The sequence below is a fragment of the Hymenobacter sp. CRA2 genome (genome assembly GCF_002007105.1).
Lineage (GTDB): Bacteria > Bacteroidota > Bacteroidia > Cytophagales > Hymenobacteraceae > Solirubrum.
Genome location: NZ_MVBC01000011.1, coordinates 129,340 through 155,233 on the forward strand (window position 1 = coordinate 129,340; position 25,894 = coordinate 155,233).

Genomic DNA, 25,894 nt, shown 5'->3' on the forward strand with positions numbered 1-25,894 from the left:
CCGTACATGAGCGTTAGTTCTCCCCAACGCCTGGCCCTGGCCGCTCTGCTGAGCGCCGCGGCCGTGCCCGCCTTCGCCCAAACGCCCAAGCCCAACCGCCCGCGCGGCACCATCGAGGAAGCCGAAGTGGAAGTGGTGAAGGAGCGCGAAAACCAATTGCCCGAAGCCGCCCGCAACTACGACAAGGTGCAGCTGGCCCCGCCGCCCAAGGCCGACCGCGCGGTGCGCTACACCTTCCCGGACTTCCGCCTGCCCAGCCAGAACCTGAACCCCACGGTGCGGGTGCTGACCATCAAGCAGGAAGAGCTGGCTCCCTTGCAGGGCAACTACGCCCGCCTCGGGGTGGGCAACTACGCCTCGCTCTTCGGGGAGGCCCACGCCCACACCACCCGCAACGAAGACCACAGCTTCGGGCTGGATCTGCGGCACCTGTCCTCGGCCCGCGGGCCCGTGGATGGCAAGAACTCCTCGGTAAGCCAGAGCCGCCTGGGCGTTAATGGGGAGCTGTACCGCGGCGCCATGACGCTGGGCGCCAAGGTCAACCTGGGCCGCGACCGGGCCAACTTCTACGGCTACAGCCCGCAGACCGAGCCCAAACCCACGGCCGACAGCATCAAGCAGACCTTCTTCCGGGCCGACGCGCAGGCGTTTATCCGCAACCGCGACCGGGACGCCAAGTTTCAGTACGACCTGGCCGCCGGCTACCGCTACTGGAAAGACCACTACCAGGCCACGGAATCTGACCTGTACGCCCAGCTGCGCACGGCCTACTACGTCACCGAAAAAGGCCGCGTGCGCATCGACGGCGACCTGTCGTTTATCTCGCAGAAGGACTCCGCTTTTGAGGTGAGCCGCCCCTTCGTGCAGGCCACGGCCCAGTACGAGCAGAACATTGCTGGCCGCCTCGACGTGGCCGTGGGCGCCACCCTGGGCTACACCGGCGACACGGTCAACAACGCCAAGCAAGTAACCGTGTTTCCGGCCATTCGCCTGGGCTACGCCGTGGTGGAAGACAAGTTTGTGCTCTTCGGCGGCCTCGGCGGCGGCCTGCAGCGCACCACGCTCTACGACCTGACCCAGGAAAACGCCTGGCTGGCTCCCAACCAGCGCGTGGCCGATACGCGCCGCGGCCCCACGGTGTTCTTTGGCTTCAACGCCACGCCGGTACGCGCCCTGCAGACTTCAGTGAAGGTGACGCTGGCTAACGACCGAAACCTGTACTTCTACAACCTCTCGCGCCGCGACTCCACCAAGTACGACCTGGTGTACGACCAGAAGTCGACGCAATTCGTGAACGTGCACGGCGAGGTGATTTATAACGCCGCCGAGAAGCTGCGCATCGGCACCAAGCTGGACTACAATGGCTACAAGGTGCACAGCCTGCAGAAGCCTTACCACCGGCCCAACTTCCAGGGCGTATTCTTTGCTTCGTACAACATGTACGACAAGCTCATGCTCGGCGGTGAGCTGTACGTGCTCAGCTCCAGCTACGGCTCGGTGCTGCGGCGCAGCGCCACGCTGCCCGTTTCCTTCTCCGAAGTAGTGCGCCCCACCGACGCCGTCATCGACCTGAACCTGCGCGCGGATTACCGCTTTTCGGAAAATCTGAGTTTCTTTGTTTTGGGCAACAACCTGCTGGGCCGCAAATACGAACGATTCCTCAACTATCCGTCGAAGGGCATCAACGTATTGGCCGGCGTGGGTTACCAGTTTTAGGCGAATTGGTGAGATGGTGAAATGGTGAGGTTGATGTTTACGCATCAGTCACTGTTTCACCATCTTGCCACTCACCATTTCACCATTTCACCATCTCACTGCATTGCAGCTCACTGACCACATCCAGCACCTGCTCCGGGACCACGACTGCGTCATCATCCCTGACTTTGGCGGCCTGATTGCGGACTACGAACCGGCCCGCTTGCACCCGGTGCGCCACACGTTGGCCCCGCCTGCCAAGCGCGTCGCCTTCAACCAGGCCCTGACCCGCAACGACGGCCTGCTGGTGGACGCCATCAGCCGCGCACTGAGCGTGACGCCGGGCACCGCCCGCCAGCAAGTGCGCGACGCGGTGCAGCGCATGCAGCAGGAGCTGGAGGAGCAGCACCGCACGGAGCTGCCGGGTATTGGGGTGTTTCGCCAGGCCGCCGGCCGCGGCCTCGATTTTGAGTACACTGGTCACCAGAACCTGCTGCCCGCCAGCTTTGGCCTACCCGAGCTGACCTCGCGCCCCGTGCGCGCCACCGACGCCCTGCTGGCCCGGGAGCGCAGCCACCAAGCGCCCCAGCCCGCGCTGGCGCCGGCCCGCAGCCGTACCATGCGCCGCGTGGTCAATGGGGTGCTGGGCCTGAGCATCTTCGGCCTGATCGTGGCCGCCAACCTGCAGGTGTGGCACAACCTGGACCGCTGGCCGGCCGGCTGGTGGTGGCCCGCTGCCGAAGGCACCACGGCTGGCCCTGCCCGTGTACAGCCCCAGGCAGCCAACCTCGCCGGCCAGCCCTGGACGGAAGAAGTAGTGCCCGACGGCGCGCCCGAAGCCGCCCCGGAAATCAGCAAGCCCGCCGCTGCCCCCGCCGCCGAAGCCAAGTCGGTACGCGTAGCGGCCGCGGCCCCTAAGAAAGTAGCTGCAACCCCGGCCACGGCCGCCGCGTCAGTGGCGGCAGCCACCAAGGCGGCTGTAGAAGGCAAAACCGCGGCCGCACCCGCGGCGGCCGGCTCCAGAGTCACGGGCGTAACCAACCGCTGGTACATCGTTAAGGCGACCTTCGACAAAATCGACGGGGCCGAGCAGGTGCAGCGCAACTACGCCAACAAGGGCACCGCGGCCAAAATCCTGATGCCGCGCTGGGGCCACCGCGGCGTGGTCAATACCAGAAAGTACCGTGTAGCCGTTGCGGACTTTGCCGACAAAGCGTCGGCCCAACGCAGCCTGCCGGGCCTGCGCAAGCAGTTCGGCAACGAAATCCAGGTTTACCCTTATTAGCATGCTCGCAACCCTGCTGCTGCAAACAGCTGTAGTCACCGCCGACTCCACCGCCACCCAGGCCGCCGCAACGGCCGCCGCCCAACCTTCCTCCATCTCGGTAATCGACCTGATCCTCAAAGGGGGCTGGATCATGATTCCGATTTTTGCGCTGTCGCTGATTTCCGTCTACATCATGGTGGAGCGCTACATCACCATCCGCAAGGCCGCGGCCCTGCCCGACGGGTTCATGAACCAGATTCGGAACCTGATGGTGAAAGGCGACCTGCAGGGCGCCAAGCTGCTGTCGGCCCAGACGGCCTCGCCGCTGGCCCGCATGATCGAGAAGGGCATCCGCCGCATCGGTCAGCCGCTGAAGGACATCGAAACCAGCGTAGAGAACGTGGGCAAGGTGGAAATTGCCCGCCTCGAGAAGAACATCAGCATCCTCGGCATCATCGCCGGCATTGCCCCGATGCTCGGCTTTGTGGGCACCATCGTCGGCGTAATCAACATCTTCTACGCCATTGCCTCGACCGGCGACTTCGGCATCGCCCAGATTTCGGGCGGTCTGTACACCAAGATGGTGACTTCGGCCGCGGGCCTGATTGTCGGCATGATTGCCCACATCGGCTACCACTGGCTCAGCATCATGGTGGAGCGTCTGGTGTTCCGCATGGAAAACTCGGCCATCGAGTTCATGGACATTCTGCAGGACAACTAGAATCAGTTTAGGAGTTTGAGAGTTGAGAAGTTTATGAGTACATCGTTCTCGTTTCTTGCCCTCGCAAAAGCAGAAAAGAACAACTCATAAACTCTAAACTCCCTACCTCATTAACTCTCAAAACGCCGTGGACCTCAGTCGCCGCCGTAAGCTTTCTTCCCACGTCGAGACCAGCTCGATGAACGACATCATGTTCTTCCTGATGCTGTTCTTCCTCATTGTCTCGACCATGGTGAATCCCAACGTCATCAAGCTCATGCTGCCTAACGCCCGCTCGGGCAAGCAGGCCATGAAGCAGCCCATCACCGTGTCGGTAGATGCCGCCGGGCAGTACTTCATCGACCGGCAGCCCGTCACGGCCGAGCAGCTGGAAGCCGAGCTGGGCCGCCGCGTGCAGGGGCTGGAAAGCCCCACCGCCGTGCTGCGCGTCGACAAGTCGCTGAACGTGCAGAAGCTGGTGGACATCCTCGAAATCGGCAACCGGCTGAAAATTAAAATGGTCATGGCCACCGCAGCCGAGCAATCCGGCGGCAAGGGCTGATTGACGTCTGCGCCGCGGCCGGTTGGCCCGACACTTGCCCCGGTGAGCTGAACCCCAGACGCACCGGGGCGCGTTGTTTACAGCGGATGCTGCCGGTGCCGCTCTGCTACTCTCTCCGTTACTTCCATTTCATTCATAGCTGCTCATGGCTACTGAATTTCGCCACGAACACCGCCGCGAAGCCCTGATTGGCACCTTGCTGCTGCACGGGCTGCTGGCATTGCTGTTTCTTTTGATCGTGTTCAAGAACCCGCCCGACAGCATTGCCGAAATGGGCGACGGCGGCGGGGTGGAGCTGAACTACGGCGTGGACCAGGTCGGCGACGGCGACGTGCAGACCTCGGCCCAGGCCAACGAGTCGCCGAACCGCGAAGACTCCAAGCCGCCGGCCCAGCAGCCCGACCCGGAGCCGCAGCAAGCCAGCACCCCGACGCCGCCCACGCCCCCCGAAGACGTGCAGGAAAAGGTGGTAACCAGCGAAGCGGAAGAAAACGACGTGAAGATTCCACCGGTGGAAAAACCCACGCCGCGGCCCCGCGAGGAGCCCACGCGAGAGCCGGTGAAAGAGCCCGAGCCCGAAAAGCCCAAGGTAAACCAGCGCGCCATCTTCACACCCCGCGGCGCCACGGCTAACACCGGCGGCAACGGCGTGAACGGCACCAGCAACAACCCCGCTGGCAACAACAACGGCGACAACCCCGGCACCGTGGGCGACAAAGGCGACCCGCGCGGTACCTACACCGGCAAGGCCTACTCCGGCGACCCCGGCAGCGGCGGCGGCTCGGGTGGCGGCGACGGCGACGGATTCGCGGGCGGGGGCTGGGCCTTCACCAACCGTCCCAAGGCGGAGCTGGTCGACAACCAAAACGGCTACCTACGCTTCAAGATCAAAATCAACTCCGACGGCGACGTGGAATCCATCGAGAAAGTCGGCGGCAACATGTCGGCCGAGCAGGTGCGCATCTGCCGCGACGTGCTCAACGAGCAGCTCAGCGTGCGCAAGCTCAAGCCCGAAGCCGGCGCCGCCACGGGCTTTTTTACCTTCCGCTTCAAGGTGGAGTAAGGGCACCACGGCGCCTGCCCGCGCGAAAAGCACCCGCCGCTGGTCGGAATTCTCCGGCCGGCGGCGTTTTTTTGTACCCTGATTTTGCCGTCCGCCATGACCTACAACGAAACCCTGCAGTTCCTCTACGCCCAGTTGCCCATGTTTCAGCGGGTAGGGGCCGCGGGCTTCAAAAACGGGCTGGAGGGCATTCAGCGCCTGGCCGAAGCCCTCGGACACCCCGAGCAGCGGTTTCGCAGCGTGCACGTGGCGGGCACCAACGGCAAGGGCAGCAGCTCGCACCTGCTGGCGGCTGTGCTGCAAAGCGCCGGCTACCGCACGGGCCTCTACACCTCACCGCACCTGCGCGACTTCACGGAGCGCATTCGGCTGAACGGGCAGGAGCTAGCCCCGGAATATCTGGTGGCGTGGGTAGCGCGCTGGCGCGGCTTTATCGAGCAGCACCAGCCGTCGTTTTTCGAGATGTGCGTGGCGCTGTGCTTTGATTACTTTGCTGCCGAGCAAGTGGACGTGGCCGTGATTGAAGTGGGGCTGGGCGGACGGTTGGATTCCACCAACATCATCACGCCGCTGGTTTCGCTCATCACCAACATCAGCTACGACCACCAGGCCATCCTGGGCGACACGCTGCCGCTGATTGCGGGCGAAAAAGCCGGCATTATCAAGCCCGGCGTGCCCGCCGTCGTCAGCCAGACGCAGACCGAGGTGGCGGACGTGTTCACCGACGTAGCGGCCCGGCAGCACGCCCCGCTCACCTTTGCCGACGCGCGCTACCAGGTAGAGCTGCTGCGCGACAATCCCGTCGGGGCCCGCCAGCACGTGCGCATCCACCGCGACGGGCAACTGTGGCTGGATGAAGTGGAGCTGGGCCTCGTGGGCGATTACCAGCGACTGAACCTGCCGGGCGTGCTGGCCACCGTGGAGCAGCTGCGCGCGCAAGGCTTTGACATCACGGACGAGCACCTGCGCACCGGCCTGCGCGAGGTGCAACGCCTCACCGGCCTGCGCGGCCGCTGGCAGATTATCGGACAGGCTCCGCTCACTGTCTGCGACACGGGCCACAACGAAGCCGGCATTCGGCTGGTACTCCAGCAGCTGGCGCGGGTGCCGCGTAAGCGGCTGCACGTGGTGCTGGGCATGGTAGCCGACAAAGACCTGGGTAAGGTGCTGCGCCTGCTGCCCACCGAGGCTACGTACTATTTTTGCGCGGCCAGCATCCCGCGGGCCCTGCCGGCCGCTGACTTGGCCGCCCAGGCGGAAACCCACGGCTTGCGTGGCCCCGTGTGCGGCTCGGTGGCCGGGGCACTGGCTGAAGCGCGGCGGCAGGCCGCGCCCGAGGATGTCATCTTCGTCGGCGGCAGCACCTTCGTGGTGGCCGAAGTGCCCGACCTATACCAACCACTGACGGCTGCGGATGAATAAGCAGATGCGGCAGCTTGGCTTAAGCAGCGGTGAGACGCGCTAGGTTACCCCTGGGCCACCTACACGAAGCTGTGCTTATCCGCCGGCAGTCCGTTCCATCCGGGCTTTACTCATTTCCTTCATCATACCCCTTCACCCCGCATGGGTCGAATCAAGCTTAAGCGCTTCGCGGAAAATGCTCAGCGCGCCGACATTGTTGAACCCGGTAAGGAAACCTTTGGCGCGTTGAGCGGCCGTTGGGCGGCCGACTTTTTCCAGAATGACCATCCCATCACCCTCGAAATCGGCTGCGGCAAGGGGGAATACACCGTGGGCATGGCCGAGCGCTACCCCGAGCGCAACTTCCTGGGCCTCGACATCAAGGGCGAGCGGATGTACCGCGGCAGCAGGCTGGCCGAAGAAAAAGGGCTGACCAACGTGGGCTTCCTGCGCATGCAGGCCGAAATGTTGCTGGACCATTTCGGCCCCGGCGAGCTGGACGAAATCTGGATTACCTTCCCCGACCCGCGCCCGCGCCTGGGCGACACCAAGCGCCGCCTCACCGCCCCGCGTTTCCAAGAGCTGTACCGCCAGATTTTGAGGCCCGGTGGGCTGGTTCACCTCAAAACCGATTCAGAGCTGCTCTTTGACTATACCCTGGCGCTGCTACAGGAGCGCCAGGCACCCAACCTCGTCTTCACCAAGGACCTGTACCAGACCACCGGGTTGCTGCCCCACGCGTACGATATTCAGACGACCTACGAGCGGAGGTACCGCGAGCTGGGCGTGCCCATCAAATACCTGCACTTCTCGTTTGAGTAAGCGGCGCGACAGGTAACAAGAGCGGGTTGCTGCTCCACGTGCCGTTGTTTCGTTGTGTCGCCTTACTGGTAACCGGTCACGCGTTGCCTGCCACTTTTTACCGAGCTCTATGCGCCAGCCGCCCATCGTTACCTTGCCCTTGTTCGCCGAACTCGACCGGCACCTGCTGAATTTTCTGCGCACGCTCGCGCCGGAGGAGTGGGAGCGGCAGACGCTGGCCCCGCGCTGGAAGGTAATGGACGTGGCCCTGCACTTGCTCGATGGCAACCTGCGTACCCTCTCCATGCTGCGCGACGGCTACTTCGGCGTGCAGCCCACCCTGGCCGAGGGGAGCGGTTACGCAGGGCTGGTAGAGTTTCTGAACCAGCTCAACGCCGACTGGCTCACGGCCATGCGCCGCCTGAGTCCGGCCGTGGTCCTGTGGTTGCTGGAGCTGTCCGGGCGGGAGTATACGGCCTTTCTGGCTACCCTCGACCCGTGGGCGCCGGCGGCGTTTGCGGTGGCCTGGGCCGGCGAGGAAGAGTCGCCGAACTGGTTTCACGTGGCCCGCGAGTACACCGAAAAGTGGCACCACCAGCAGCAGATCCGCCACGCCGTAGGCCGGGGTACGGATGAGCTGCTGACGCCGGCACTCTACGAACCGTACCTGCAAACGTCCATGCGCGCGCTGCCGCACCACTACCGCACGGTGCTGGCCCCGGAAGGCACGCAGCTGCGCGTGCGCGTGCAGGGCCTCGCCGCTGCCGAGTGGCAGCTGCGCCGCCGCGCCGACCACTGGGAGCTGACCTCCGAGCGCGCCACACCCGATGCCACCGTCACCATCGGCGGGGCCGTGGCCTGGCAGCTCTTCAGCAACGAGCTGGATGCCGCTACAGCCAACCGGCACGTGCAGGTAGAGGGCGAACAGTGGCTGGCCGAAAAGATCCTGGACCTGGTGGCCGTCATGGTCTGAACAGGCGCACCCAGGTGTAATAAAGCAAGCAGGCCGGGCTTTGGGTAGCCCGGCCTGCTTGCTTTTGCTGCTATGCCGTCGTTAGTCGACTTCGATTTCTTCGAAAACGGCCTCCATTTCGCTGAAGTCGCGTACGCCGGGGCGGATTTCGTCGCCGCCTTCCAGTACGAGGCCGTTGGGGGCTACGTCCGTGAGCAGCTGGCGCAGGCCGGCGTTGGCAAAGCCCGGTGCCAGCCAAATAGGATAGGAGCGGGCTTGCTCCGACAGGCGGGCCATCTGCATATCGGAGAGCGGCTGCGGGGGCAGCTCGCTGAACACGAAGCCGCTCACGTGCGGGGCCATCAGCTGAAAGCGCCGGTCCACGTCTTCGGGCAGCATGTCCGGAATCCAGTCGACCAGCACCATGGCCGGCACCGTCAGCTCGGCCATGTCCTCGGCGCGCCGGAAGCCGTGCAGCAGCACCGCGTGCAGGCCGCACTGCTGGGCCAGCTGGCTGATCTGCTCGGCCGGTAGCGTGCCAAACTCCCCGACCAGCTGTACGCCCGCTACCCAGCTGCTCAGCTCCTGCACCAGCTCGGGCGTCACGGCCCCGGGTAGGCTGGGGTCGAGGCGAAACGTGAGGTAATCGGCGCCCATGCCGGCGCAGTACCGGGCATCGGAAAGATTGTTGATGCCGCGGACAATAACGGAAGTCAGAAGAGCCAAAGTCGGGAAAAGGTGAGGTGGTGTAATGGTGAAATGGCGAGTCTGGTTCTGGTGTCGGTGCATATAAAACCCACCGCATCACCCCCTCACCATTTCACCGCCGCGAAGGTAGGAAACCTCGGGCGGCCTTTGGGTGTTACCTTTGCCATTCGGCCGGGAACTTTGACCTCCCGGGCGCCAACATATGAACGCACAAACTACCCCCGACGCCGGTTCGAAAGGCCGCGTCCTCGTCGCGATGAGCGGCGGTATCGACTCTTCCGTGGCAGCCGTGATGCTGCACGAACAGGGCTACGAAGTGGTCGGCATGACCATGAAAACCTGGGACTACGCCTCGGTGGGCGGGTCCAAAAAAGAAACCGGCTGCTGCTCGCTCGACTCGATCAACGACGCCCGCAACGTGGCCGTGCAGCTCGGCTTCCCGCACTACATCATCGACATCCGCAACGAATTCGGGGACCACGTCATTGATGATTTCGTGGACGAATACCTCGCCGGCCGCACGCCCAACCCGTGCGTGCTCTGCAACACCCACATCAAATGGGACGCGCTGCTGCGCCGCGCCGATCAGCTCGGCTGCCAGTACATTGCCACCGGCCACTACGCCCAGGTGCGCGAGGAAAACGGCCGCTACGTCATCAGCAAGGGCCTCGACGAAAGCAAGGACCAATCGTACGCGCTGTGGGGCGTGTCGCAGGAAAGCCTGGCGCGCACCATCTTCCCGCTGGGCAAGCTGCGCAAATCGGAAATCCGCCAAATGGCCGCCGACCGCGGTTTTATGGAGCTGGTGAACAAGTCCGAGAGCTACGAAATCTGCTTTATCCCCGACAACGACTACCGCGGCTTCCTCAAGCGCCGCGTCGAGGGCCTGGAGGAGCGCGTGGCCGGCGGCAAGTTCGTGCTGACCGACGGTACCGTGGTCGGCACCCACGAGGGCTATCCGTTCTACACCATTGGGCAGCGCAAGGGCCTGGGCGTGACGCTCGGTTACCCGGCCTATGTGGTCGAAATCCGGCCCGAAACCAACGAAGTGGTGCTCGGCAACCTCGACGAGCTGGCCCGCACCGCCACCGTACTGGGCCGCTTGAACCTGGGCAAGTACGCCTCGCTGGAAGGCCGCGGCCTGGTGCCGGCTTTCACCAAGGTGCGCTACAACCACGCCGGCGCGGCCTCGTTCCTGGAGCAAAAGGACGGAAAAATGTACGTTTACTTCCCCGACCCCGTACACGCCATTGCCCCGGGCCAGGCCGCCGTATTTTACGACGGTCAGGACGTGCTGGGCGGCGGCTGGATCGAGCGTAGCCCGGCGTCGCTGGCCGCGCCCGTGCCGCTGCCGGTGGTAGGGGCCGCCAAGGTTTCTGTTTAGGTTCTGATGTGTTATTGTATGCTGCGTCGTTTAGTAGCGCTGAGTGCCGGGCTGCTGCCCCTGCTGGTGAGCTTGGCTGCCTGTGACAACACCACGGAAGCCCCCGCTGAACTGGGCAAGGACTACTACCCGATTGCCGTCGGGGATGAGCGCATCTTCAACGTGGAGGACAAAGTCTGGCGCAACGGGCAAGTAGTCAGCACCACGCCGTCGCAGTTGCGGGAGCAAATCACCGAGGCCTATCGCGACGCGGCCGGCACGCTCACCTATAAGGTGGTGCGCTCCTCGCGCGCCACGGCCACCGGTGCTTGGCGGGCCGACAGCGTGCAAACCCTGACGGTGAACTCGCGCAACCTGCTGCTCACGCGCAGCAACCTGCGCACCGTGGAGCTGGTCTTTCCGGTGCGCGACGGTGAAGAGTGGAACAAGAACGCGTTCAACGACCGGGATACCATCGTGGCCATCAACCGCCGGTACCAGGAAGTGGGCAGCGCCTTCACCAGCGGCGGCCGTAGCTACGACAATACCGTGACCACCTACGACGAAATCCAGGACAACGCCATTTACCTCGACGTGCAGCGCCGGGTGTACGCCAAGGGCGTGGGCCCGGTGCTGCGTGAGGTGCGCAAGCTCAACTACTGCCAGGATGCGCGCACCTGCAACGTGGGGGTGAACTACGTGGTGACCGGCACCGAGCACCGCGAAACCCTGGTGCAATAGCCCGCGCCCAGCTTCGTTACTTGCATCCCGACCGGAGGCCGCCGCGCCCCGGTCGGGATGTTTTGTTTTCGCTTTAGCGTAGTCTATGCTTCGTCGTTTACCTCTGCCAGCCCTGGCCGCGCTCTGCACTATCATAATCGTACTAACTGGCTGCGAGCATGCCGGCGAAGCTCCAGCAGACCCTGGCCGGGATTTTTACCCGATAGCCGTGGGCGACGAGCGAATCTTCAACGTGGAAGACAAGGTGTGGCTGAACAACCGGGTAGTGAGCACCACGACTTCGCAGCTGCGGGAGCAAATCACGGAAGCCTACCGCGACGCGGCCGGCGCCATGACGTACAAAGTGGTGCGGGCCAGGCGGGCTACTGCGGCCGAGGCCTGGCGCGTGGATAGCGCGCAGACGCTGACCGTCGCCCCGCAATACTTGCTGCTCACGCGCAGCAACCTGCGCACCGTGGAGCTGCTGTACCCCGTGCGCGACGGGCAGGAGTGGAACAAGAACGCGTTTGACAGCCACAACGCGCCGAACGACCTGAACCGCCGGTACCAGGAAGTGGGCGGCAGCCTCAGCGCCGGTGGCCGAACGTACGCCAACACCGTCACCACCTTCGACGAAGGCGACGATCCGCTGTTTAACGCGTATTGGCACACGCTGCGGCAGGTGTACGCCAGGGGCGTGGGGCCCGTGCTGCGCGAGGCAATCTACTATAATTACTGCAGTACCAGCGCCGCCGTCATTATCTGCTCCGGCAAGGAGCACGTGGAAACCCTGGTGCCCTGAAACTGCGTTGTGCAGAAGCTTGCCCTGCCGCCCACCGGTTGCCGCTCAGGCCCGGTGGGCGGCCGTTTTTCAGGCACCCGAATGCCGGGGCGTGACCTGGCTTTGGCTCAGGACGCGCACCTTGGGGCGGCCGGCCCAATTCTGTATCTTGTCGAGTCCTTTCTTTAGTACTTTTTTCATGCGTATTCTTTCCCTTGGACTATTGCTGATGGGCTTAATGACCGCGGCGCCCCACGCCGGGCAGGCCCAAACGGCTCAGGTCCGGCGGCATTTGGTGTACTTCCGCGACAAAACCGGCACGCCTTACAGCGTGGCCCAGCCCCAGGCGTTCCTCTCCGCCCGGGCCGTGCAGCGGCGGCAGCGGCAGGGCATTGCCGTGCTCCCGCGCGACTTGCCCGTCACGCCCACCTACGCCACCCAGGTGCGCAACACCAGCGGCGTGCGTCTGCTTTATACCTCGCGCTGGTTCAACGCCGCCGTGGTGGAGTGCGACTCGGCCGCGCTCGGCCGCTTGCAGGCGTTGCCCTTCGTGCAGGCCGCCACCACGCTCAACCGCGGCGTGAACACCCGCCCGCGGAACCTGAACAAAACCTGGGCGCAGCTGCCCAACGTGGCGGCCCGCACCACGCCCTACGGCGAAGCCTTCAAGCAAGCTGACCTCATCGGGGCTGTGGCCATGCACAATGCGGGCTACCGCGGCGAGGGGCTGCAGGTAGCCGTGTTCGACGCGGGCTTTCCGGGCGTCGACCAGATGCAGGCGTTTGAGTCGTTGCGGCAGGAGGGACGCCTGCTGAGCACCTTCGACTTTGTGGATAAGGACCGCACCGTCTTCGAGAAGGACAGCCACGGCACGCTGACCCTCTCCACGCTGGCGGCCAACCAGGCGGGCTTCTTTATCGGAACGGCGCCCAAGGCCAGCTACCACCTGTGCATCACCGAGGACGTGCGCTCGGAGCACCCCATCGAGGAAGCCAACTGGCTTATGGCCGCGGAATACGCCGATTCGGTAGGCGTCGACGTCATCAGCTCCTCGCTGGGCTACACCACTTTTGACCAACCCTCGGCCGGGCATACCTACGCCGAGCTGAACGGCCGTACCGCCATTGCCAGCCGAGCCGCCACCATGGCCGCGCGCGTGGGCATCCTGGTCGTCAATTCATCCGGCAACGACGGGGCCAACGGCTGGCGCTACATCGGTGCGCCGGCCGACGCGGACTCCATCATGACCGTGGGTGCTGTGGACTCCTTGCGCAACCTGGGTTTCTTCAGCTCGGTGGGGCCCACCGCCGACGGCCGCATCAAGCCCAACCTGGCCGCCATGGGGGTGCAGGCTGCCGGCCTGACGCCTGGCAACGGGGTAATCCGCGGCAACGGCACTTCCTACGCTTGTCCCATCCTGGCGGGCATGGCTACGGGCTTCTGGCAGGCCAACCCCACGCTCACGGCCCAGCAGGTGCTGCAGGTGCTGCAGCGCAGCGGCACCCAGGCCGCCAACCCCGATAACCTGCTCGGTTACGGCGTGCCCAACTTCGTGCAGGCCTACAACCTGGCTAACCCCAGCACCCCGCTCGCCGCGGCCAGCGCCCGCCACGCCGCCGACGAGCTGCGCATCTTTCCTAACCCGACCGGCGCCGATTTCACGCTGTATCTGCCCGAATCCTTCCGGCGCCGGCCGCTGCGCGTGAGCATCCGCAACAGCCGCGGCGCGCTGGTAAGCGAGCAGACGCTGGCCCCGGCCACCGGCGCGCAGGTACCGCTGCGCCTCGCCAACGGGCCTGCCGGGGTGTACACCTGCACCGTACAGGCCGGTGCCGATGCCGCGCGGACGGTGCGGTTTGTACGGGAATGAGCTTTGCTAATTATTTTGGTTTGCTAAAAATATTGGTTAACTTGAAGCCGTATTGCAGAACCATTCAAGCATAGCATCATGCTCCAACTGATGACCACCAAGCGAATTGGCCGCCGCCAGTTCCATTTCACCGTCAGCGGCGCTACGTTCCACGAAGTCGTGGCCGAATACGACCGGCTGAGCTTCCCCGACGTGGCCGCCTGCGGCCTGTGTGGCTCCGACAACCTCGATTTGTCGTCGCGCGTGGCCCAGGACAAATTCAAGTACACCTCCGTCAAATGCCTCGATTGCCGCGGCGACGTAACCTTCGGCAAAATGCAGCGCGACGACCAGACCGTGTTTCTGCGCCGCCGCGAATCGGGCGAGCTGGACTGGCAAGCCTGGAAGAAGGCCGAATAAGCTCAACCAGCGTTTTTTGCTCACAATACCCGCGCCCGGTTGCCGTTACGTCGGCGGCTGGGCGCGGCCGTTCCGGCCGGCGGCACCGCCCGCCGCCCCGGCGTGTTAGCAAAACGCTACGCCGTAGCCATTCACCTGTGAACCTGCTTAACTTCGCGGCATGAGTTCTTCTACCCCTCGCATCACGCCGCTGCTGGCCCCGTCGCTGCTGGCGGCTGATTTTGCCAACCTGCAAGCCGAGACGGAGCGCCTCGCCGGCAGCGCCGCCGACTGGCTGCACTGCGACATCATGGACGGCCGCTTCGTGCCCAACATCTCGTTTGGCATCCCGGTGCTGCAGGCCATTCACCGCCACGCCCGCCAGCCGCTCGACGTGCATTTGATGATCGAAGAACCGCAGCATTACCTGGAGGCTTTTCGCGACGCCGGGGCCGAGAACATTACCGTGCACTACGAGGCCTGCCCGCACCTGCACCGCGTCATTGAGCAGATCAAGAAGCTGGGCTGCCGCGCCGGCGTGGCCCTGAACCCACATACGCCCGTGCTGATGCTGCAGGACATTGCGGCCGACCTGGATTTGGTGTGCGTGATGTCCGTCAACCCGGGTTTCGGGGGGCAGAGCTTCATTCCGCACACCCTGCAGAAAGTGGCCGACCTGAAGGAGCTGCTGCTTGACTGCGGTTCGGCGGCCCTGATTGAAGTAGACGGCGGCGTGAACGAGCAAACGGCCCTGCCGCTGGTGGAAGCCGGTGCCGACGTGCTGGTGGCCGGTTCCTTCGTCTTCAACGCCCCCGACCCGGTGGCCACGCTGGCCGAGCTGCGCGCCCAACTCTCGACGATTATTCCCGCCGCGCGTTAATGGCCCGTCGTCGCACCTTGTTCTGGCCGGTGGTCACGCTGCGCGGCTGCCTGCTGCTGCCCGCGGCCAGCCTGGTCGTACCCGTGGCCGCCGTGGCCCAGCAGCCCGCGGCCGGCCGGGTGGAATTGCGCGGCACCGTCCGCGACGCCGACGGCAAAGCTGTGGAGCAAGCCGCCGTGGCCGTGGAAGGCCTTAGCGCCGGCACGAACACCGACGAAAACGGCCGCTTCCGCCTGAGCATTGCCCGTTCGGCCGCCGATGGCCCGCTGGTGCTGGTGGTGCAGCGCCTGGGCTACGCCACCGTCCGCCGCACCCTCACGGCTCGCGAGCTGGCCGACGGCCGCGCCGAGCTGAACGTGGAGCTGCAGGCCAGCGCCCGCGCCCTCGGCAACGTGACCGTGCGCGGGCAGCGCGACGTGGACACCCGCGAGCAGGTCAGCCTCATTACCCTCGACCCGCGCACGGCCAAGGAAATTCCCTCGACTTTCGGGGACTTTAGCGCCATTCTGAAGACGCTGCCCGGCGTACAGTCGACCAACGAACTGACGAGTACTTACTCGGTGCGCGGCGGCAACTACGACGAAAACCTGGTTTACGTCAACGGCATTGAGATTTACCGACCCTTCCTGGTCACGCAGGCGCAGCAGGAAGGCCTGAGCTTCGTCAATCCCGATCTGGTCGATAAAGTAGAGTTTGCCTCCGGCGGCTGGCAGCCGCGCTTCGGCGACAAGCTCTCGTCGGTGCTCAACATCGAGTACAAGCAGCCCACGCGCCGGGCTGTGACGGCCACGGCCAGCTTGGTAGGCGGCTCGCTGAGCCTGGAAAACGCCTCCAAATCCGGGCGCATCAGCTACCTGGCCGGGGTGCGCTACAAAAACGCGCAGTACGTGCTGCGCTCCTTGAAGCAGCAAAGCGGGGCCTACAACCCCACCTTTGCCGACGGGCAGCTGTACGTGCGCGCCGGCTTGGGCCCCAAGGACGATCTGCAGCGCACCAGCCTGGGGCTGCTGGCCACGGTTGCGCACAACAACTACCGCTTCGCCCCGCAGTCGGGCCAGGTTACGTTCAGCACCGGGACCAACCAGTTTCAGCGGCTGTTCATCTACTACGACGGCCACGAGCGGATGCAGTACGACACCTACCAGGGCGGGCTGAACCTGACGCACCACTTTTCGCCCAAGGTCACCGCAGAGCTGATCGGGGGCGGCGTGCTGACGCGTGAGTACGAGCTGCGCGACGTGGAAGCGGCTTACCGCCTGGCCGACATCAACCGCGTACCGGGTACGGAAGGCTACAACCAGCCCGTGCGTCAGCGCGACGTAGGTTCGCGCTTCGACCATTCGCGCAACCGCCTGGCCGCCTGGATCGGCACCGTGGAGGCCCGCACCACCTACAACCCAACGCCGCGCCACGAGTTGCGCTTCGGGGTGAAAGCCGGCCGGGAGCACATCGATGACCGCCTCGACGAATACACCTTCGTCGACTCGGCCGATTACGTGCCCACCCAGCGGCAGACGCGCCTGCGTACCGACCTGGACCTGACTTCCTCGCGCGTGCAGGGCTACGGGCAGCACACCTGGCGGCTGGATTCGCTCAAGACGCTGACCTACGGCGTGCGCCTGCACTACTGGTCGCTGAACGGGCAACTGACGGTGAGTCCGCGGGTGCAGTTTGCGGCCCGCTCGCGGCGCAGCCCGCGCCTGTCCTACAAAGCTGCCACCGGCGTGTACTACCAGCCGCCGTTTTACCGGGAGCTGCGCAACCAGCAAGGCGTGCTCAACCCCGAGTTGCGGGCCCAACGCTCCCTGCACTTCATCGCCGGGACGGAGTACCGCTTCAACTACTGGGGACGGCCATTTCAGCTTACCGGCGAGGCCTACTACAAGTACCTCACCGACGTGATTCCCTACGACGTGGACAACGTGCGGTTGCGTTACTTCGCCCAGAACCTGGCCACGGCCTACGCGGCGGGCGTCGATGCGCGCATCAGCGGGGAGTTTGTGCGCGGGGCCGAGTCGTGGTTTAGCCTGGGCGTGCTCACTACCCGCGAAAACCTGCGCGGCGACTCGCTCACGGTGCTGGACGCCGACGGTCAGCCCATCGGCAAAAAAGAAAAGGGCTACATCCGCCGGCCTTCGGACCAGCGCCTGAACCTGGGTATCTTCTTCCAGGACCACCTGCCGAACAACCCCTCGGTGCGCGGCTACGTGAACTTCGTGTTTGGCACGGGCCTGCCCTTCAGCCCGCCCAGCCTGCCGGAGCTGCGCGGCACCAGCAAACTCACCCGCAGCTACAAGCGCGTGGACCTGGGTTTCTCGAAGGTGCTCAGCCTGCGCAACGACCAGGGCCGAAAGTTCTACCAGCCCGAAAGCCTCTGGATTGGCTTGGAAGTGCTGAACGTGTTGGCGGCCAACAACGTGGCCGGCTACAGCTACGTGCAGGACCTGAACGGGGCCACCTACGGCATTCCGAACTACCTGTCGCAGCGCGTGGTCAACCTACGCCTGATCGGGCGCTTCTAGCCGCTGAACGGATAAAAAGCAGCGAGGCCCCGCCGAATGACTTCGGTGGGGCCTCGCTCGTTAGCGCCCGGCTGCTACGTAGCAGGCCGCCCAAAGGCTCCTAATAGGCTTTGGATTGCCACTGCGTCAGGGCCAGTTTCATGCCCGGCAGCTGGTGCTTGAAGGTGTCGTCGTCCTTGTCGCCGAGCTTGATGGCGCGGCGGGCGCTTTCGATGGCCGAGAGGTAATCCTCTTTCTGGGCCATCAGGCGCGCTTTGAGCCAGTTGTTGGTGTAGCTGTCGTTCAGCTCGATGGCGCGGTTGATGTACTTCAGCGCCAGCTCGGCTTCAATTTGGTTCTGGATGAGGTAATCGGCGGCCTGGGCCAGCAGCTGCGGGTCGGCGGGGGCTTTTTCCACGGCGGCCTTCATGCTAGCCAGCACCTTGGCGTTGACGTTGGTGCGGATCAGCACCGAAATGGTTTTTTCCTCCCACGACAGGTTCAGGCGGGCCGCGCTTTGGCGCACGTCCGAAAACCAGTAGTTCAGCGTCTCGTGCATGGGCGCCTGCTCCGGCAGCACCGGCACCCGGATCAGGTCGTCCTTCGGGTCGTAGCCTTCGCTGCCCCAGTGGGTGGTGACCTTGTTGAGGATAAACTGCCAGTCGTGGTCGGCCGAGGGCAGCACGTACACCGAGTACTTGCCGGCCGGCACGGCCTTGCCGCCGATGCGCACGGAATCGGAGAAGGTAATCAGGGTGTTTTCGTTGGCGCCGGCCCGCCATACCTGCTCATACGGCACCAACTGGCCCCAAACCTTGCGGTTTTTCACGCCCGGCGTGTGGTAGTCCACCGTGACGTCCGTTAGGCCGATGGTCTGGGTAACCACGGCGTGCGGGCTGGCCTGAGGCATGGCAAACTGCTGGGCCCGGGCGGCGCCGAAACCAAGGAAACAGAGCAGAACGAAGCAAAGCAGACGGGGCATAGGCGGGGGCAATGGGTGAGGAGCTAACGACTCGGTGCGGCGGAAAAGTGCCAAGGTACGACAGCCCGGGCCGGTCGGGGTTTAATTCACATCATCATGTGGCGCCCCGGCCGGGGCTGGCGCGCCGGGCCGATTTGCGAACAAAGGGCGATTCAGCGGGTTGATTTGCGAAAATCGTTCCGTTGTGTACCTTTGCCCGCAAGAATTCCCCTTCACCCGCATGACCCTAGTCGCCTCGTTGCGCTTTTTGAGCTTGCCGGCCGCCCCGCACTGGGCCGCCGCAGCTGGTCATGCCGGACATCATCACCACCATTCCTCCCCGGGAGAGGAATAATCACGTATAGGCGTTCGGCTACGGTCCGAACCTACGTTTCGCCCCGCTGGTTTTGGTTTTCGCTGCTCAAGGCAGCTCCGCCGGCCCCCTGTTTGATGATGTTTTTTTCGGTGCGCGGCCCGCTTGTGGCGGCTGGCACCGGTTCCCGATTATTCCCTTTCCCATGATTCGTCTGGCCATCCAGAAATCTGGTCGTTTGAGCGAGGACTCCCTCGCCCTCATCCGCGAATGCGGCATTGGTTTCCTGAGCAGCTCCTACAAGCTCAAAACCGAAGCGACCAACTTCCCCCTCGAAATCCTGTTCCTGCGCGACGACGACATCCCCGGCTACGTGCAGGACGGTGTCGCCGACCTCGGCATCGTGGGCCAGAACGTGCTCGTCGAAGCCGGGCTGCCCCAGCTCGAAGTCGAGCCGCTGGGCTTCAGCAGGTGCCGCCTGTCGCTGGCCATTCCGCGCGGCGAGGCTTATGGGTCGGTGGCCGATCTGCAGGGCAAGAACATTGCTACCTCGTACCCGCAGATTCTGGGCAACTACCTGGCCGGGCAGGGCGTACGGGCCCAGCTGCACACCATCAGCGGCTCGGTGGAAATTGCGCCGAGCATTGGCCTGGCCGACGCCATCTGCGACATTGTCTCGTCGGGCTCCACGTTGCTCGGCAACGGCCTGCGCGAGGTGGAAACCGTGTTTCGCTCCGAAGCCGTGCTCATTGCCAACCAGCAGCTGGCCCCCGATAAGCAGCAGCTGCTGGATCAGCTGCGCTTCCGCATGCAGGCCGTGCGCCGCGCCCGCCGCAACAAGTACATCCTGCTCAACGCCCCGCTGGCTGCGCTCGACGCCGTGAAGGCCCTGCTGCCCGGCATCAAGTCGCCGACGGTGACGCCGTTGGCCGAGGAAGGCTGGGTGTCGGTGCAGTCGGTGGTGAATGAAGATGACTTCTGGCACATCACCGACCAGCTCAAGGCCGTCGGCGCCGAAGGCATTCTGGTGCTGCCGATTGAAAAGATGATTGCCTAAATCTTACCGGGCTGCTATTTCCGTAGCCCCTCAGGACCTTAGATCGATGCAAATCATCCCATATCCCGCCCCGGCGGAGTGGCCCGCCCTGCAGCAGCGGCCCGCGCAGCAGGAAGCCCGGCAGGTAGAAGAACGGGTACGCGCCATCTTCGACGACGTGCGCCAGCGCGGCGACGAGGCCCTGCGCCACTACGCCGCTGAGCTCGACGGAGCCCAACTCGACAGCTTGTTGGTCTCGGCCGAGGAACTAGCCGCCGCGGCGGCGCAGGTGCCCGCCGAATTGCAGGCCGCTATCCGGCAGGCCCGCCAGAACATCGAACGATTCCACGCCGCGCAGCGCGAGGCCGAATTGCGCCTGGAAACCATGCCCGGCGTGGAGTGCTGGCGCCGCGCCGTGCCCGTGCAGCGCGTGGGCCTGTACATTCCGGGCGGCACGGCACCGCTGTTCAGTACCCTGCTGATGCTGGGCGTGCCCGCCCGGCTGGCCGGTTGCCCCGAAGTGGTGCTGTGCACGCCGCCCGCCAAGGACGGCAGCGTCAACTCCGTCATTCTGTTTACGGCCGCGCTGCTGGGCATCACCCAGGTGGTGAAAGCCGGCGGGGCCCAGGCCGTGGCCGCCCTGACTGGTGGTACGGAGTCGGTGCCGGCCGTCGATAAAATCTTCGGGCCGGGCAACCGCTACGTGACGGCCGCCAAGCAGCTGGCCGCCCAGCGCGGCGTGGCCATCGACATGCCGGCCGGGCCGTCGGAAGTGCTGGTCATAGCCGACGAAACCGCCAACCCGGTGTTTGTGGCCGCCGATCTGCTGAGCCAGGCCGAGCACGGTCCGGACTCGCAGGTGGTGCTGCTCTCCAATTCGGCGGCGGTGCTGGAACAGGTAACGGCCGAAGTGCAGCGCCAGCTCCTTGAGCTGCCCCGGCAGGAAGTGGCCGCCCTGGCCCTGCGCGAAAGCCGCGCCATTCTGCTCAGCTCGGCCGAGGAAATGCTGCAGTTCTCGAATCAGTACGCGCCCGAGCACCTGATTCTGGCCGTGGCCAATGCCGACGAGCTGGCCGCGGGCGTGACCAGCGCCGGCTCGGTGTTTCTGGGGCACCTCACGCCCGAGGCCGCCGGCGACTACGCGTCGGGCACCAATCACACGCTGCCCACCAACGGCTACGCCCGCAACTACAGCGGCGTGTCGCTCGACTCGTTTCTGAAGAAAATCACTTTCCAGCGCATCACGCCGGCGGGGCTGCGCACGCTCGGGCCGGTGGTGGAAATCATGGCCGAAGCCGAAGGCCTGCGCGCCCACGCCCGCGCCGTTACGCTGCGGCTGGCGGCAATGAAGAATGAGGAATGAAGACGGAGCAACCGGCTCCTGAGTCGGCCCCTGGTGGTTCACAGCATTCTTCCTTCCTCCATCCGCATTCTTCCTTCTATTCCATGAACCTCGAACAGCTCATCCGGCCCAATGTGCGGGCCATGAAACCCTACGCCTCGGCCCGCGACGAATTCCAGGGCACGGCGCAGGTGATGCTCGACGCCAACGAAAACAGCCTCGGGTCCGTCGGGCCCGAAGCCTTCAACCGCTACCCCGATCCGCTGCAGCGCGCGGTGAAGGCCGAAATAGCCCGGCTCAAACAGGTACAGCCCGCGCAAATTTTCCTGGGCAACGGCTCCGACGAAGCCATTGACCTGCTGCTGCGCCTGACCTGCGTGCCGGGCCAGGACAGCATCCTGATTCTGCCGCCCACCTACGGCATGTACGAAGTGGCGGCCAACCTCAACGACGTGGCCATTGAGCGCGTCCCGCTGACGGCCGATTTTCAGCTGTCGGAAGAGGCTATTACTAAGGTGTTGGCCTCGTCGGCCAAGCTCATCTTTCTCTGCTCGCCGAATAACCCCACCGGCAACCTGCTGCACCAGGACGCGGTGGAGCGCATCCTGCGCGGCTTCGGCGGCCTGGTGGTGGTCGATGAGGCCTACATCGATTTTGCCACGGCCCGTAGCTGGACCACGCGGCTGGGGGAGTTTGCCAACCTGGTGGTGCTGCAAACTTTCTCCAAGGCCTGGGGCCTGGCCGGGCTGCGCCTGGGCATGGCCTTTGCCTCGCCGGAGCTGATTGGCTACTTGAACAAGATCAAGCCGCCCTACAACATCTCGGAAGCCACGCAGCAGCACGCGTTGGCCGGCCTGCGCGACCAGGAGCGGTTTGAGCTGATGCGCCAGGAGCTGCTGCTGGGCCGCGACTGGCTGCAGGCCGAGCTGCCGAAGCTGGATGTTGTGGCGGAGGTCTTTCCGTCCGACGCCAACTTCCTGCTCGCGCGTTTCCGCCCCGATGCCACGGCCGTGTATGAATACCTGCTGAGCCAAGGCATCGTGGTGCGCAACCGCACGACGCAACCCGGCTGCGCCGGCTGCCTGCGCCTGACCGTGGGTACGCCGGCCGAAAACCAACAACTCCTGGCCGCGCTGCAGCAGTATCCGCGCTAGCCCGACCTCGTCATTCTTGCCTTCATGAAAAAAGTACTCTTCATCGACCGCGACGGGACCATCCTCGTGGAGCCGCAGCCCAGCCAGCAGGTCGATTCGTTCGAGAAGTTTCAGTTTCTGCCCGGCGCCATCACCGGTCTGGCGCGCATTGCCCGCGAGCTGGACTACGAGCTGGTGCTGGTGACCAACCAGGACGGCCTCGGCACCGCCTCGTTTCCCGAAGACACCTTCTGGCCCACGCAGAATTTGATGTTCGACATCCTGCGCGGGGAAGGGGTGGCGTTTGCCGCCAGCCTCGTCGACCGCAGCTTCGCCCACGAAAACCTGCCGACCCGCAAGCCCGGCCTCGGCATGCTCGGCCGGTACCTCGATCCGGCCAACGGCTACGACCTGCCGAACTCCTTTGTGCTCGGCGACCGGCTCACCGACGTGCAGCTGGCGGCGAACCTTGGCTGCCAGTCCATTCTCATCAGCGACGAGCTTACCGATGAGCGCGCTGCGCTGACTACTACCAGCTGGGAAGCCATCTACCAGTTTCTGCGCCTGCCCGCGCGCAAGGCCGTGGTACAACGCGACACCAACGAAACGAAAATTCGCGTCGAGCTGAACCTCGACGGCAGCGGCAAGCACAGCATAAAAACCGGCCTCGGTTTTTTTGACCACATGCTCGATCAGCTGGCCAAGCACAGCGGCGTGGATATGCTGGTGGAAGTACAAGGTGACCTGCACATCGACGAGCACCACACCATTGAGGACACCGCCATTGCCATCGGCGAAGCTTTCACGCAGGCCCTGGGGGATAAGCGCGGCCTGGCTCGCTACGGTTTCCTGCTGCCGATGGACGACGCCCTAGCGCAGGCCGCTATTGATTTTTCGGGCCGGCCGTGGCTGGTGTGGGAAGCCGAATTCAAGCGCGAGAAAGTAGGCGACATGCCGACCGAAATGTTTTACCATTTCTTTAAAAGCTTCTCGGATGCTGCCCGCTGCAACCTCAACATCAAGTGCGAGGGCGACAACGAGCATCACAAGATCGAGGCCATCTTTAAGGCCGTAGCCAAGGCCAGTAAGATGGCCTTGCAGCGCGACGCGGCGAAGATGGAAATACCTAGCACCAAAGGAGTTCTGTAGTGTTTATACAAATGTTTTAACAAATGAGTAAATGCCGGCTTAAACCTTCTTGGGCAAGGTTGGGCAAGCCTATCCGGGCAATCAAAAAGGCAAGCCGGCAATTACTCAGTCTTAAAACATTTGTATAAACAAGCTCATTGACGAAATGGATATAGCAGTCATTGATTACAAAGGCGGCAACGTGCAGTCGGTGCTCTTTGCCCTGGAGCGCCTCGGCGTACAGGCCACGCTGACCTCCGACCCGGAGCACATTCGCCGCGCCGACAAGGTGCTGTTTCCCGGCGAAGGCGAAGCCGCTTCGGCCATGCGAGAGTTGCGCGCGCAGGGACTCGACCAACTGCTGCCCACGCTCACGCAGCCCTTCCTGGGCATCTGCCTGGGCATGCAGCTGCTCGGCCAGCACAGCGAAGAAGGTGATACGGAATTGCTGGGCATTCTGCCCTTCGCGGTAAAGCGCTTCGCACCCGACCCAGAGCACAAGGTGCCGCACATGGGCTGGAATACCTTGCAGCAGCTGCGGACGCCCTTGTTCGAGGGCCTGCGCGAGGAAGACTACGTGTACTTCGTGCACAGCTACTACGCGCCGGTGGGCGAGTACACCATTGCCCAGGGCGCGTACCCGGCGCCCTTCAGCGCGGCCGTGCAGCACCAGAACTTCTACGCCGTGCAGTTTCACACCGAGAAAAGCGGGCCGGTGGGCACGCGCATCCTTCAGAACTTCCTCAGCCTGTAAGCATGGAAATCATTCCCGCCATTGACCTGATCGGCGGCCAGTGCGTGCGCCTGACCGAGGGCGACTTTGCCCAGCAAACCACCTACGACTCCGATCCGCTGGCCGTGGCCCAGCGCTTCGAGCAGCACGGCCTGCGCCGGCTGCACCTAGTCGACCTTGACGGAGCCCGCGCCAAGCAGCCCGTCAACCTGCCCGTGCTCGAGCGCATTGCCCGCCACACCAGCCTGGTCATCGACTTCGGCGGCGGCCTGCAAACCGAGCAAGCCGTGCGCAGCGCCTTCGACGCGGGGGCGGCCCAGATTACGGCTGGCAGCATCGCCGTGCGCGAGCCGCAGACGGTGCAGGGCTGGCTGCAGAGCTTCGGAGCGGAGCGCATCATTGTGGGCGCCGATTTTCGCGACAACCATATTGCCATCAACGCCTGGGCCGAGCAATCGGAGCGGACGCTGCGCGAGTTCGTGGAGGCCTACCTGGCTGCGGGCGCTACCACCTTCGTGTGCACCGATGTGAGCAAGGACGGCAAGTTGCAGGGGCCCGCGCTGGGCTCGTACCAGGAACTGCGCCAGCAACTGCCCGCCGCTCAGCTGGTGGCCAGCGGCGGCGTCACCACCATCGGCGACGTGGAAGCCCTGGCGCAGGCCGGCCTGCACGGCGCCATCATCGGCAAGGCCATTTACGAGGGCACCATCAGCCTGACGGACCTGCAGCGCTTCGTGGCGTAGCCCCTGAACTCTCATTCCAACCGTGAACCCCTTAGGATGCTCACCAAACGCATCATTCCTTGCCTCGACGTGAAGGACGGCCGCACCGTGAAAGGCGTGCGCTTTGAGGGCCTGCGCGACGCGGGCGACCCGGTGGCCCTGGCCGCCCAGTACGCCCGGCAAGGCGCCGACGAGCTGGTCTTTCTCGACATCACCGCCACCAACCAGAAACGCCAGACGCTGGTAGCCCTGGTGCGCGACGTGGCCCGCGAGCTGGACATTCCCTTTACCGTGGGCGGCGGCATCGGGGCCGTGGCGGACGTGGAAGCCCTGCTGCTCAACGGGGCCGATAAAGTCTCCCTCAATTCGGCCGCGCTGCACACGCCGGAGCTGATCGACGAGCTGGCCCGCCGCTTCGGCTCCCAGTGCATTGTGGTGGCCGTGGATGCGCGCCACACGCCCGAAACCGGCTGGCAGGTGTATACCCGCGCCGGTACCCAGGCCACCGGGCGCGACGCCGTGGCCTGGTGCCGCGAGGCGGCCGAGCGCGGCGCCGGCGAGCTGCTGCTGACCTCCATGAGCCACGACGGCACCAAGGACGGCTTTGCGCTGGACGTGACCGGGGCCGTGTGCCAGGCCGTGACGGTGCCCGTCATTGCCTCGGGCGGGGCCGGCCGCATGGAGCACTTCACCGACGTCTTCCAGCAGGCCAAAGCCGACGCCGGGCTGGCCGCGAGTATCTTCCACTTCGGCGAAATCGGCATTCTGGACCTGAAGCAACACCTGCGCCAGGCCGGCGTGCCGGTACGAATCTGAGTTGCTAGTTGTCAGTTGGGGGCAGTAACAGCAGCCGGAACAAACTGACAACGGACACCCCAACGGAC

At 64.5% G+C, this 25,894-nt stretch carries 24 protein-coding genes; 22 read left to right on the top strand and 2 right to left on the bottom strand.

The annotated features are described in order from the left end of the window. Positions 1-6: 6 nt before the first annotated feature. The 8 genes from B0919_RS17350 to B0919_RS17385 all read left to right on the top strand — a co-directional run bounded on the left by B0919_RS17350 (position 7) and on the right by B0919_RS17385 (position 8,462). Positions 7-1,716 (top strand): hypothetical protein, encoded by a 1,710-nt coding sequence (locus B0919_RS17350; protein ID WP_139362208.1) that lies wholly within the window; start codon positions 7-9, stop codon positions 1,714-1,716. A gap of 103 nt (positions 1,717-1,819) precedes the next feature. After that, a complete protein-coding gene (locus B0919_RS17355; RefSeq protein ID WP_078013549.1) occupies positions 1,820-2,980 on the top strand; it encodes an SPOR domain-containing protein in 1,161 nt (386 codons plus the stop codon). 1 nt (position 2,981) lies between these two features. Next, positions 2,982-3,683, top strand: coding sequence for a MotA/TolQ/ExbB proton channel family protein (locus tag B0919_RS17360; protein WP_078013550.1), 702 nt, complete (start codon positions 2,982-2,984; stop codon positions 3,681-3,683). Positions 3,684-3,810: 127 nt separating this feature from the next. Further along, positions 3,811-4,224: an ExbD/TolR family protein gene (locus tag B0919_RS17365; protein ID WP_078013551.1), complete on the top strand. Its 414-nt coding sequence runs from the start codon at positions 3,811-3,813 to the stop codon at positions 4,222-4,224. Between the two features lie 145 nt (positions 4,225-4,369). Next, positions 4,370-5,287, top strand: a complete 918-nt coding sequence (locus B0919_RS17370) for a hypothetical protein (RefSeq protein WP_078013552.1) — start codon at positions 4,370-4,372, stop codon at positions 5,285-5,287. Positions 5,288-5,383: 96 nt separating this feature from the next. Continuing rightward, positions 5,384-6,709 (top strand): bifunctional folylpolyglutamate synthase/dihydrofolate synthase, encoded by a 1,326-nt coding sequence (locus B0919_RS17375; RefSeq protein ID WP_078013553.1) that lies wholly within the window; start codon positions 5,384-5,386, stop codon positions 6,707-6,709. 141 nt (positions 6,710-6,850) lie between these two features. After that, positions 6,851-7,510, top strand: coding sequence for a tRNA (guanosine(46)-N7)-methyltransferase TrmB (gene trmB / locus B0919_RS17380; RefSeq protein WP_078013554.1), 660 nt, complete (start codon positions 6,851-6,853; stop codon positions 7,508-7,510). 109 nt (positions 7,511-7,619) lie between these two features. Further along, entirely contained in the window at positions 7,620-8,462 is an 843-nt protein-coding gene (locus tag B0919_RS17385) for a maleylpyruvate isomerase N-terminal domain-containing protein (RefSeq protein ID WP_078013555.1), read from the top strand. Positions 8,463-8,543: 81 nt separating this feature from the next. On the opposite strand, the gene B0919_RS17390 is transcribed toward B0919_RS17385, so the two are convergent. Then, a complete protein-coding gene (locus B0919_RS17390; RefSeq protein WP_176133105.1) occupies positions 8,544-9,167 on the bottom strand; it encodes a hypothetical protein in 624 nt (207 codons plus the stop codon). 184 nt (positions 9,168-9,351) lie between these two features. Between B0919_RS17390 and mnmA the strand changes: the two genes are divergently transcribed. The 7 genes from mnmA to B0919_RS17425 all read left to right on the top strand — a co-directional run bounded on the left by mnmA (position 9,352) and on the right by B0919_RS17425 (position 17,663). Next, positions 9,352-10,533, top strand: coding sequence for a tRNA 2-thiouridine(34) synthase MnmA (mnmA, locus tag B0919_RS17395; protein ID WP_139362209.1), 1,182 nt, complete (start codon positions 9,352-9,354; stop codon positions 10,531-10,533). Positions 10,534-10,551: 18 nt separating this feature from the next. Beyond that, a complete protein-coding gene (locus B0919_RS17400) occupies positions 10,552-11,253 on the top strand; it encodes a hypothetical protein (RefSeq protein ID WP_078013557.1) in 702 nt (233 codons plus the stop codon). Between the two features lie 208 nt (positions 11,254-11,461). Then, on the top strand, positions 11,462-12,034 hold the full coding sequence (locus tag B0919_RS17405; protein WP_078013558.1) for a hypothetical protein: 573 nt from the start codon (positions 11,462-11,464) through the stop codon (positions 12,032-12,034). A 208-nt stretch (positions 12,035-12,242) separates the two neighbouring features. Further along, positions 12,243-13,883 (top strand): S8 family serine peptidase, encoded by a 1,641-nt coding sequence (locus B0919_RS17410; RefSeq protein WP_176133106.1) that lies wholly within the window; start codon positions 12,243-12,245, stop codon positions 13,881-13,883. A 78-nt stretch (positions 13,884-13,961) separates the two neighbouring features. Continuing rightward, positions 13,962-14,282, top strand: coding sequence for a hypothetical protein (locus tag B0919_RS17415; RefSeq protein WP_139362211.1), 321 nt, complete (start codon positions 13,962-13,964; stop codon positions 14,280-14,282). 160 nt (positions 14,283-14,442) lie between these two features. After that, positions 14,443-15,141, top strand: coding sequence for a ribulose-phosphate 3-epimerase (gene rpe / locus B0919_RS17420; protein WP_078013561.1), 699 nt, complete (start codon positions 14,443-14,445; stop codon positions 15,139-15,141). Then, entirely contained in the window at positions 15,141-17,663 is a 2,523-nt protein-coding gene (locus B0919_RS17425) for a TonB-dependent receptor (RefSeq protein ID WP_078013562.1), read from the top strand. The genes rpe and B0919_RS17425 overlap by 1 nt, the downstream gene beginning before the upstream one ends. Before the next feature lie 100 nt (positions 17,664-17,763). Here B0919_RS17425 and B0919_RS17430 read toward each other — a convergent pair whose 3' ends face one another. Continuing rightward, entirely contained in the window at positions 17,764-18,624 is an 861-nt protein-coding gene (locus tag B0919_RS17430) for a DUF2911 domain-containing protein (RefSeq protein ID WP_078013563.1), read from the bottom strand. Positions 18,625-19,121: 497 nt separating this feature from the next. Between B0919_RS17430 and hisG the strand changes: the two genes are divergently transcribed. The 7 genes from hisG to hisF all read left to right on the top strand — a co-directional run bounded on the left by hisG (position 19,122) and on the right by hisF (position 25,826). Continuing rightward, positions 19,122-19,973: an ATP phosphoribosyltransferase gene (hisG, locus tag B0919_RS17435; protein WP_078013564.1), complete on the top strand. Its 852-nt coding sequence runs from the start codon at positions 19,122-19,124 to the stop codon at positions 19,971-19,973. 46 nt (positions 19,974-20,019) lie between these two features. Beyond that, positions 20,020-21,315 carry a histidinol dehydrogenase gene (gene hisD, locus B0919_RS17440; RefSeq protein ID WP_078013565.1) on the top strand — a complete coding sequence of 432 codons (1,296 nt, stop codon included), beginning with the start codon at positions 20,020-20,022 and terminating at the stop codon, positions 21,313-21,315. A gap of 83 nt (positions 21,316-21,398) precedes the next feature. Beyond that, a complete protein-coding gene (hisC, locus tag B0919_RS17445) occupies positions 21,399-22,448 on the top strand; it encodes a histidinol-phosphate transaminase (protein WP_078013566.1) in 1,050 nt (349 codons plus the stop codon). A 24-nt stretch (positions 22,449-22,472) separates the two neighbouring features. After that, positions 22,473-23,576, top strand: a complete 1,104-nt coding sequence (gene hisB / locus B0919_RS17450) for a bifunctional histidinol-phosphatase/imidazoleglycerol-phosphate dehydratase HisB (protein WP_078013567.1) — start codon at positions 22,473-22,475, stop codon at positions 23,574-23,576. A 145-nt stretch (positions 23,577-23,721) separates the two neighbouring features. Next, positions 23,722-24,309: an imidazole glycerol phosphate synthase subunit HisH gene (gene hisH / locus B0919_RS17455; RefSeq protein WP_078013568.1), complete on the top strand. Its 588-nt coding sequence runs from the start codon at positions 23,722-23,724 to the stop codon at positions 24,307-24,309. Positions 24,310-24,311: 2 nt separating this feature from the next. Further along, positions 24,312-25,031, top strand: coding sequence for a 1-(5-phosphoribosyl)-5-[(5-phosphoribosylamino)methylideneamino]imidazole-4-carboxamide isomerase (gene hisA, locus B0919_RS17460; protein ID WP_078013569.1), 720 nt, complete (start codon positions 24,312-24,314; stop codon positions 25,029-25,031). Positions 25,032-25,067: 36 nt separating this feature from the next. Further along, positions 25,068-25,826 carry an imidazole glycerol phosphate synthase subunit HisF gene (gene hisF / locus B0919_RS17465; RefSeq protein ID WP_078013570.1) on the top strand — a complete coding sequence of 253 codons (759 nt, stop codon included), beginning with the start codon at positions 25,068-25,070 and terminating at the stop codon, positions 25,824-25,826. The last annotated feature ends 68 nt before the right edge of the window (positions 25,827-25,894 follow it).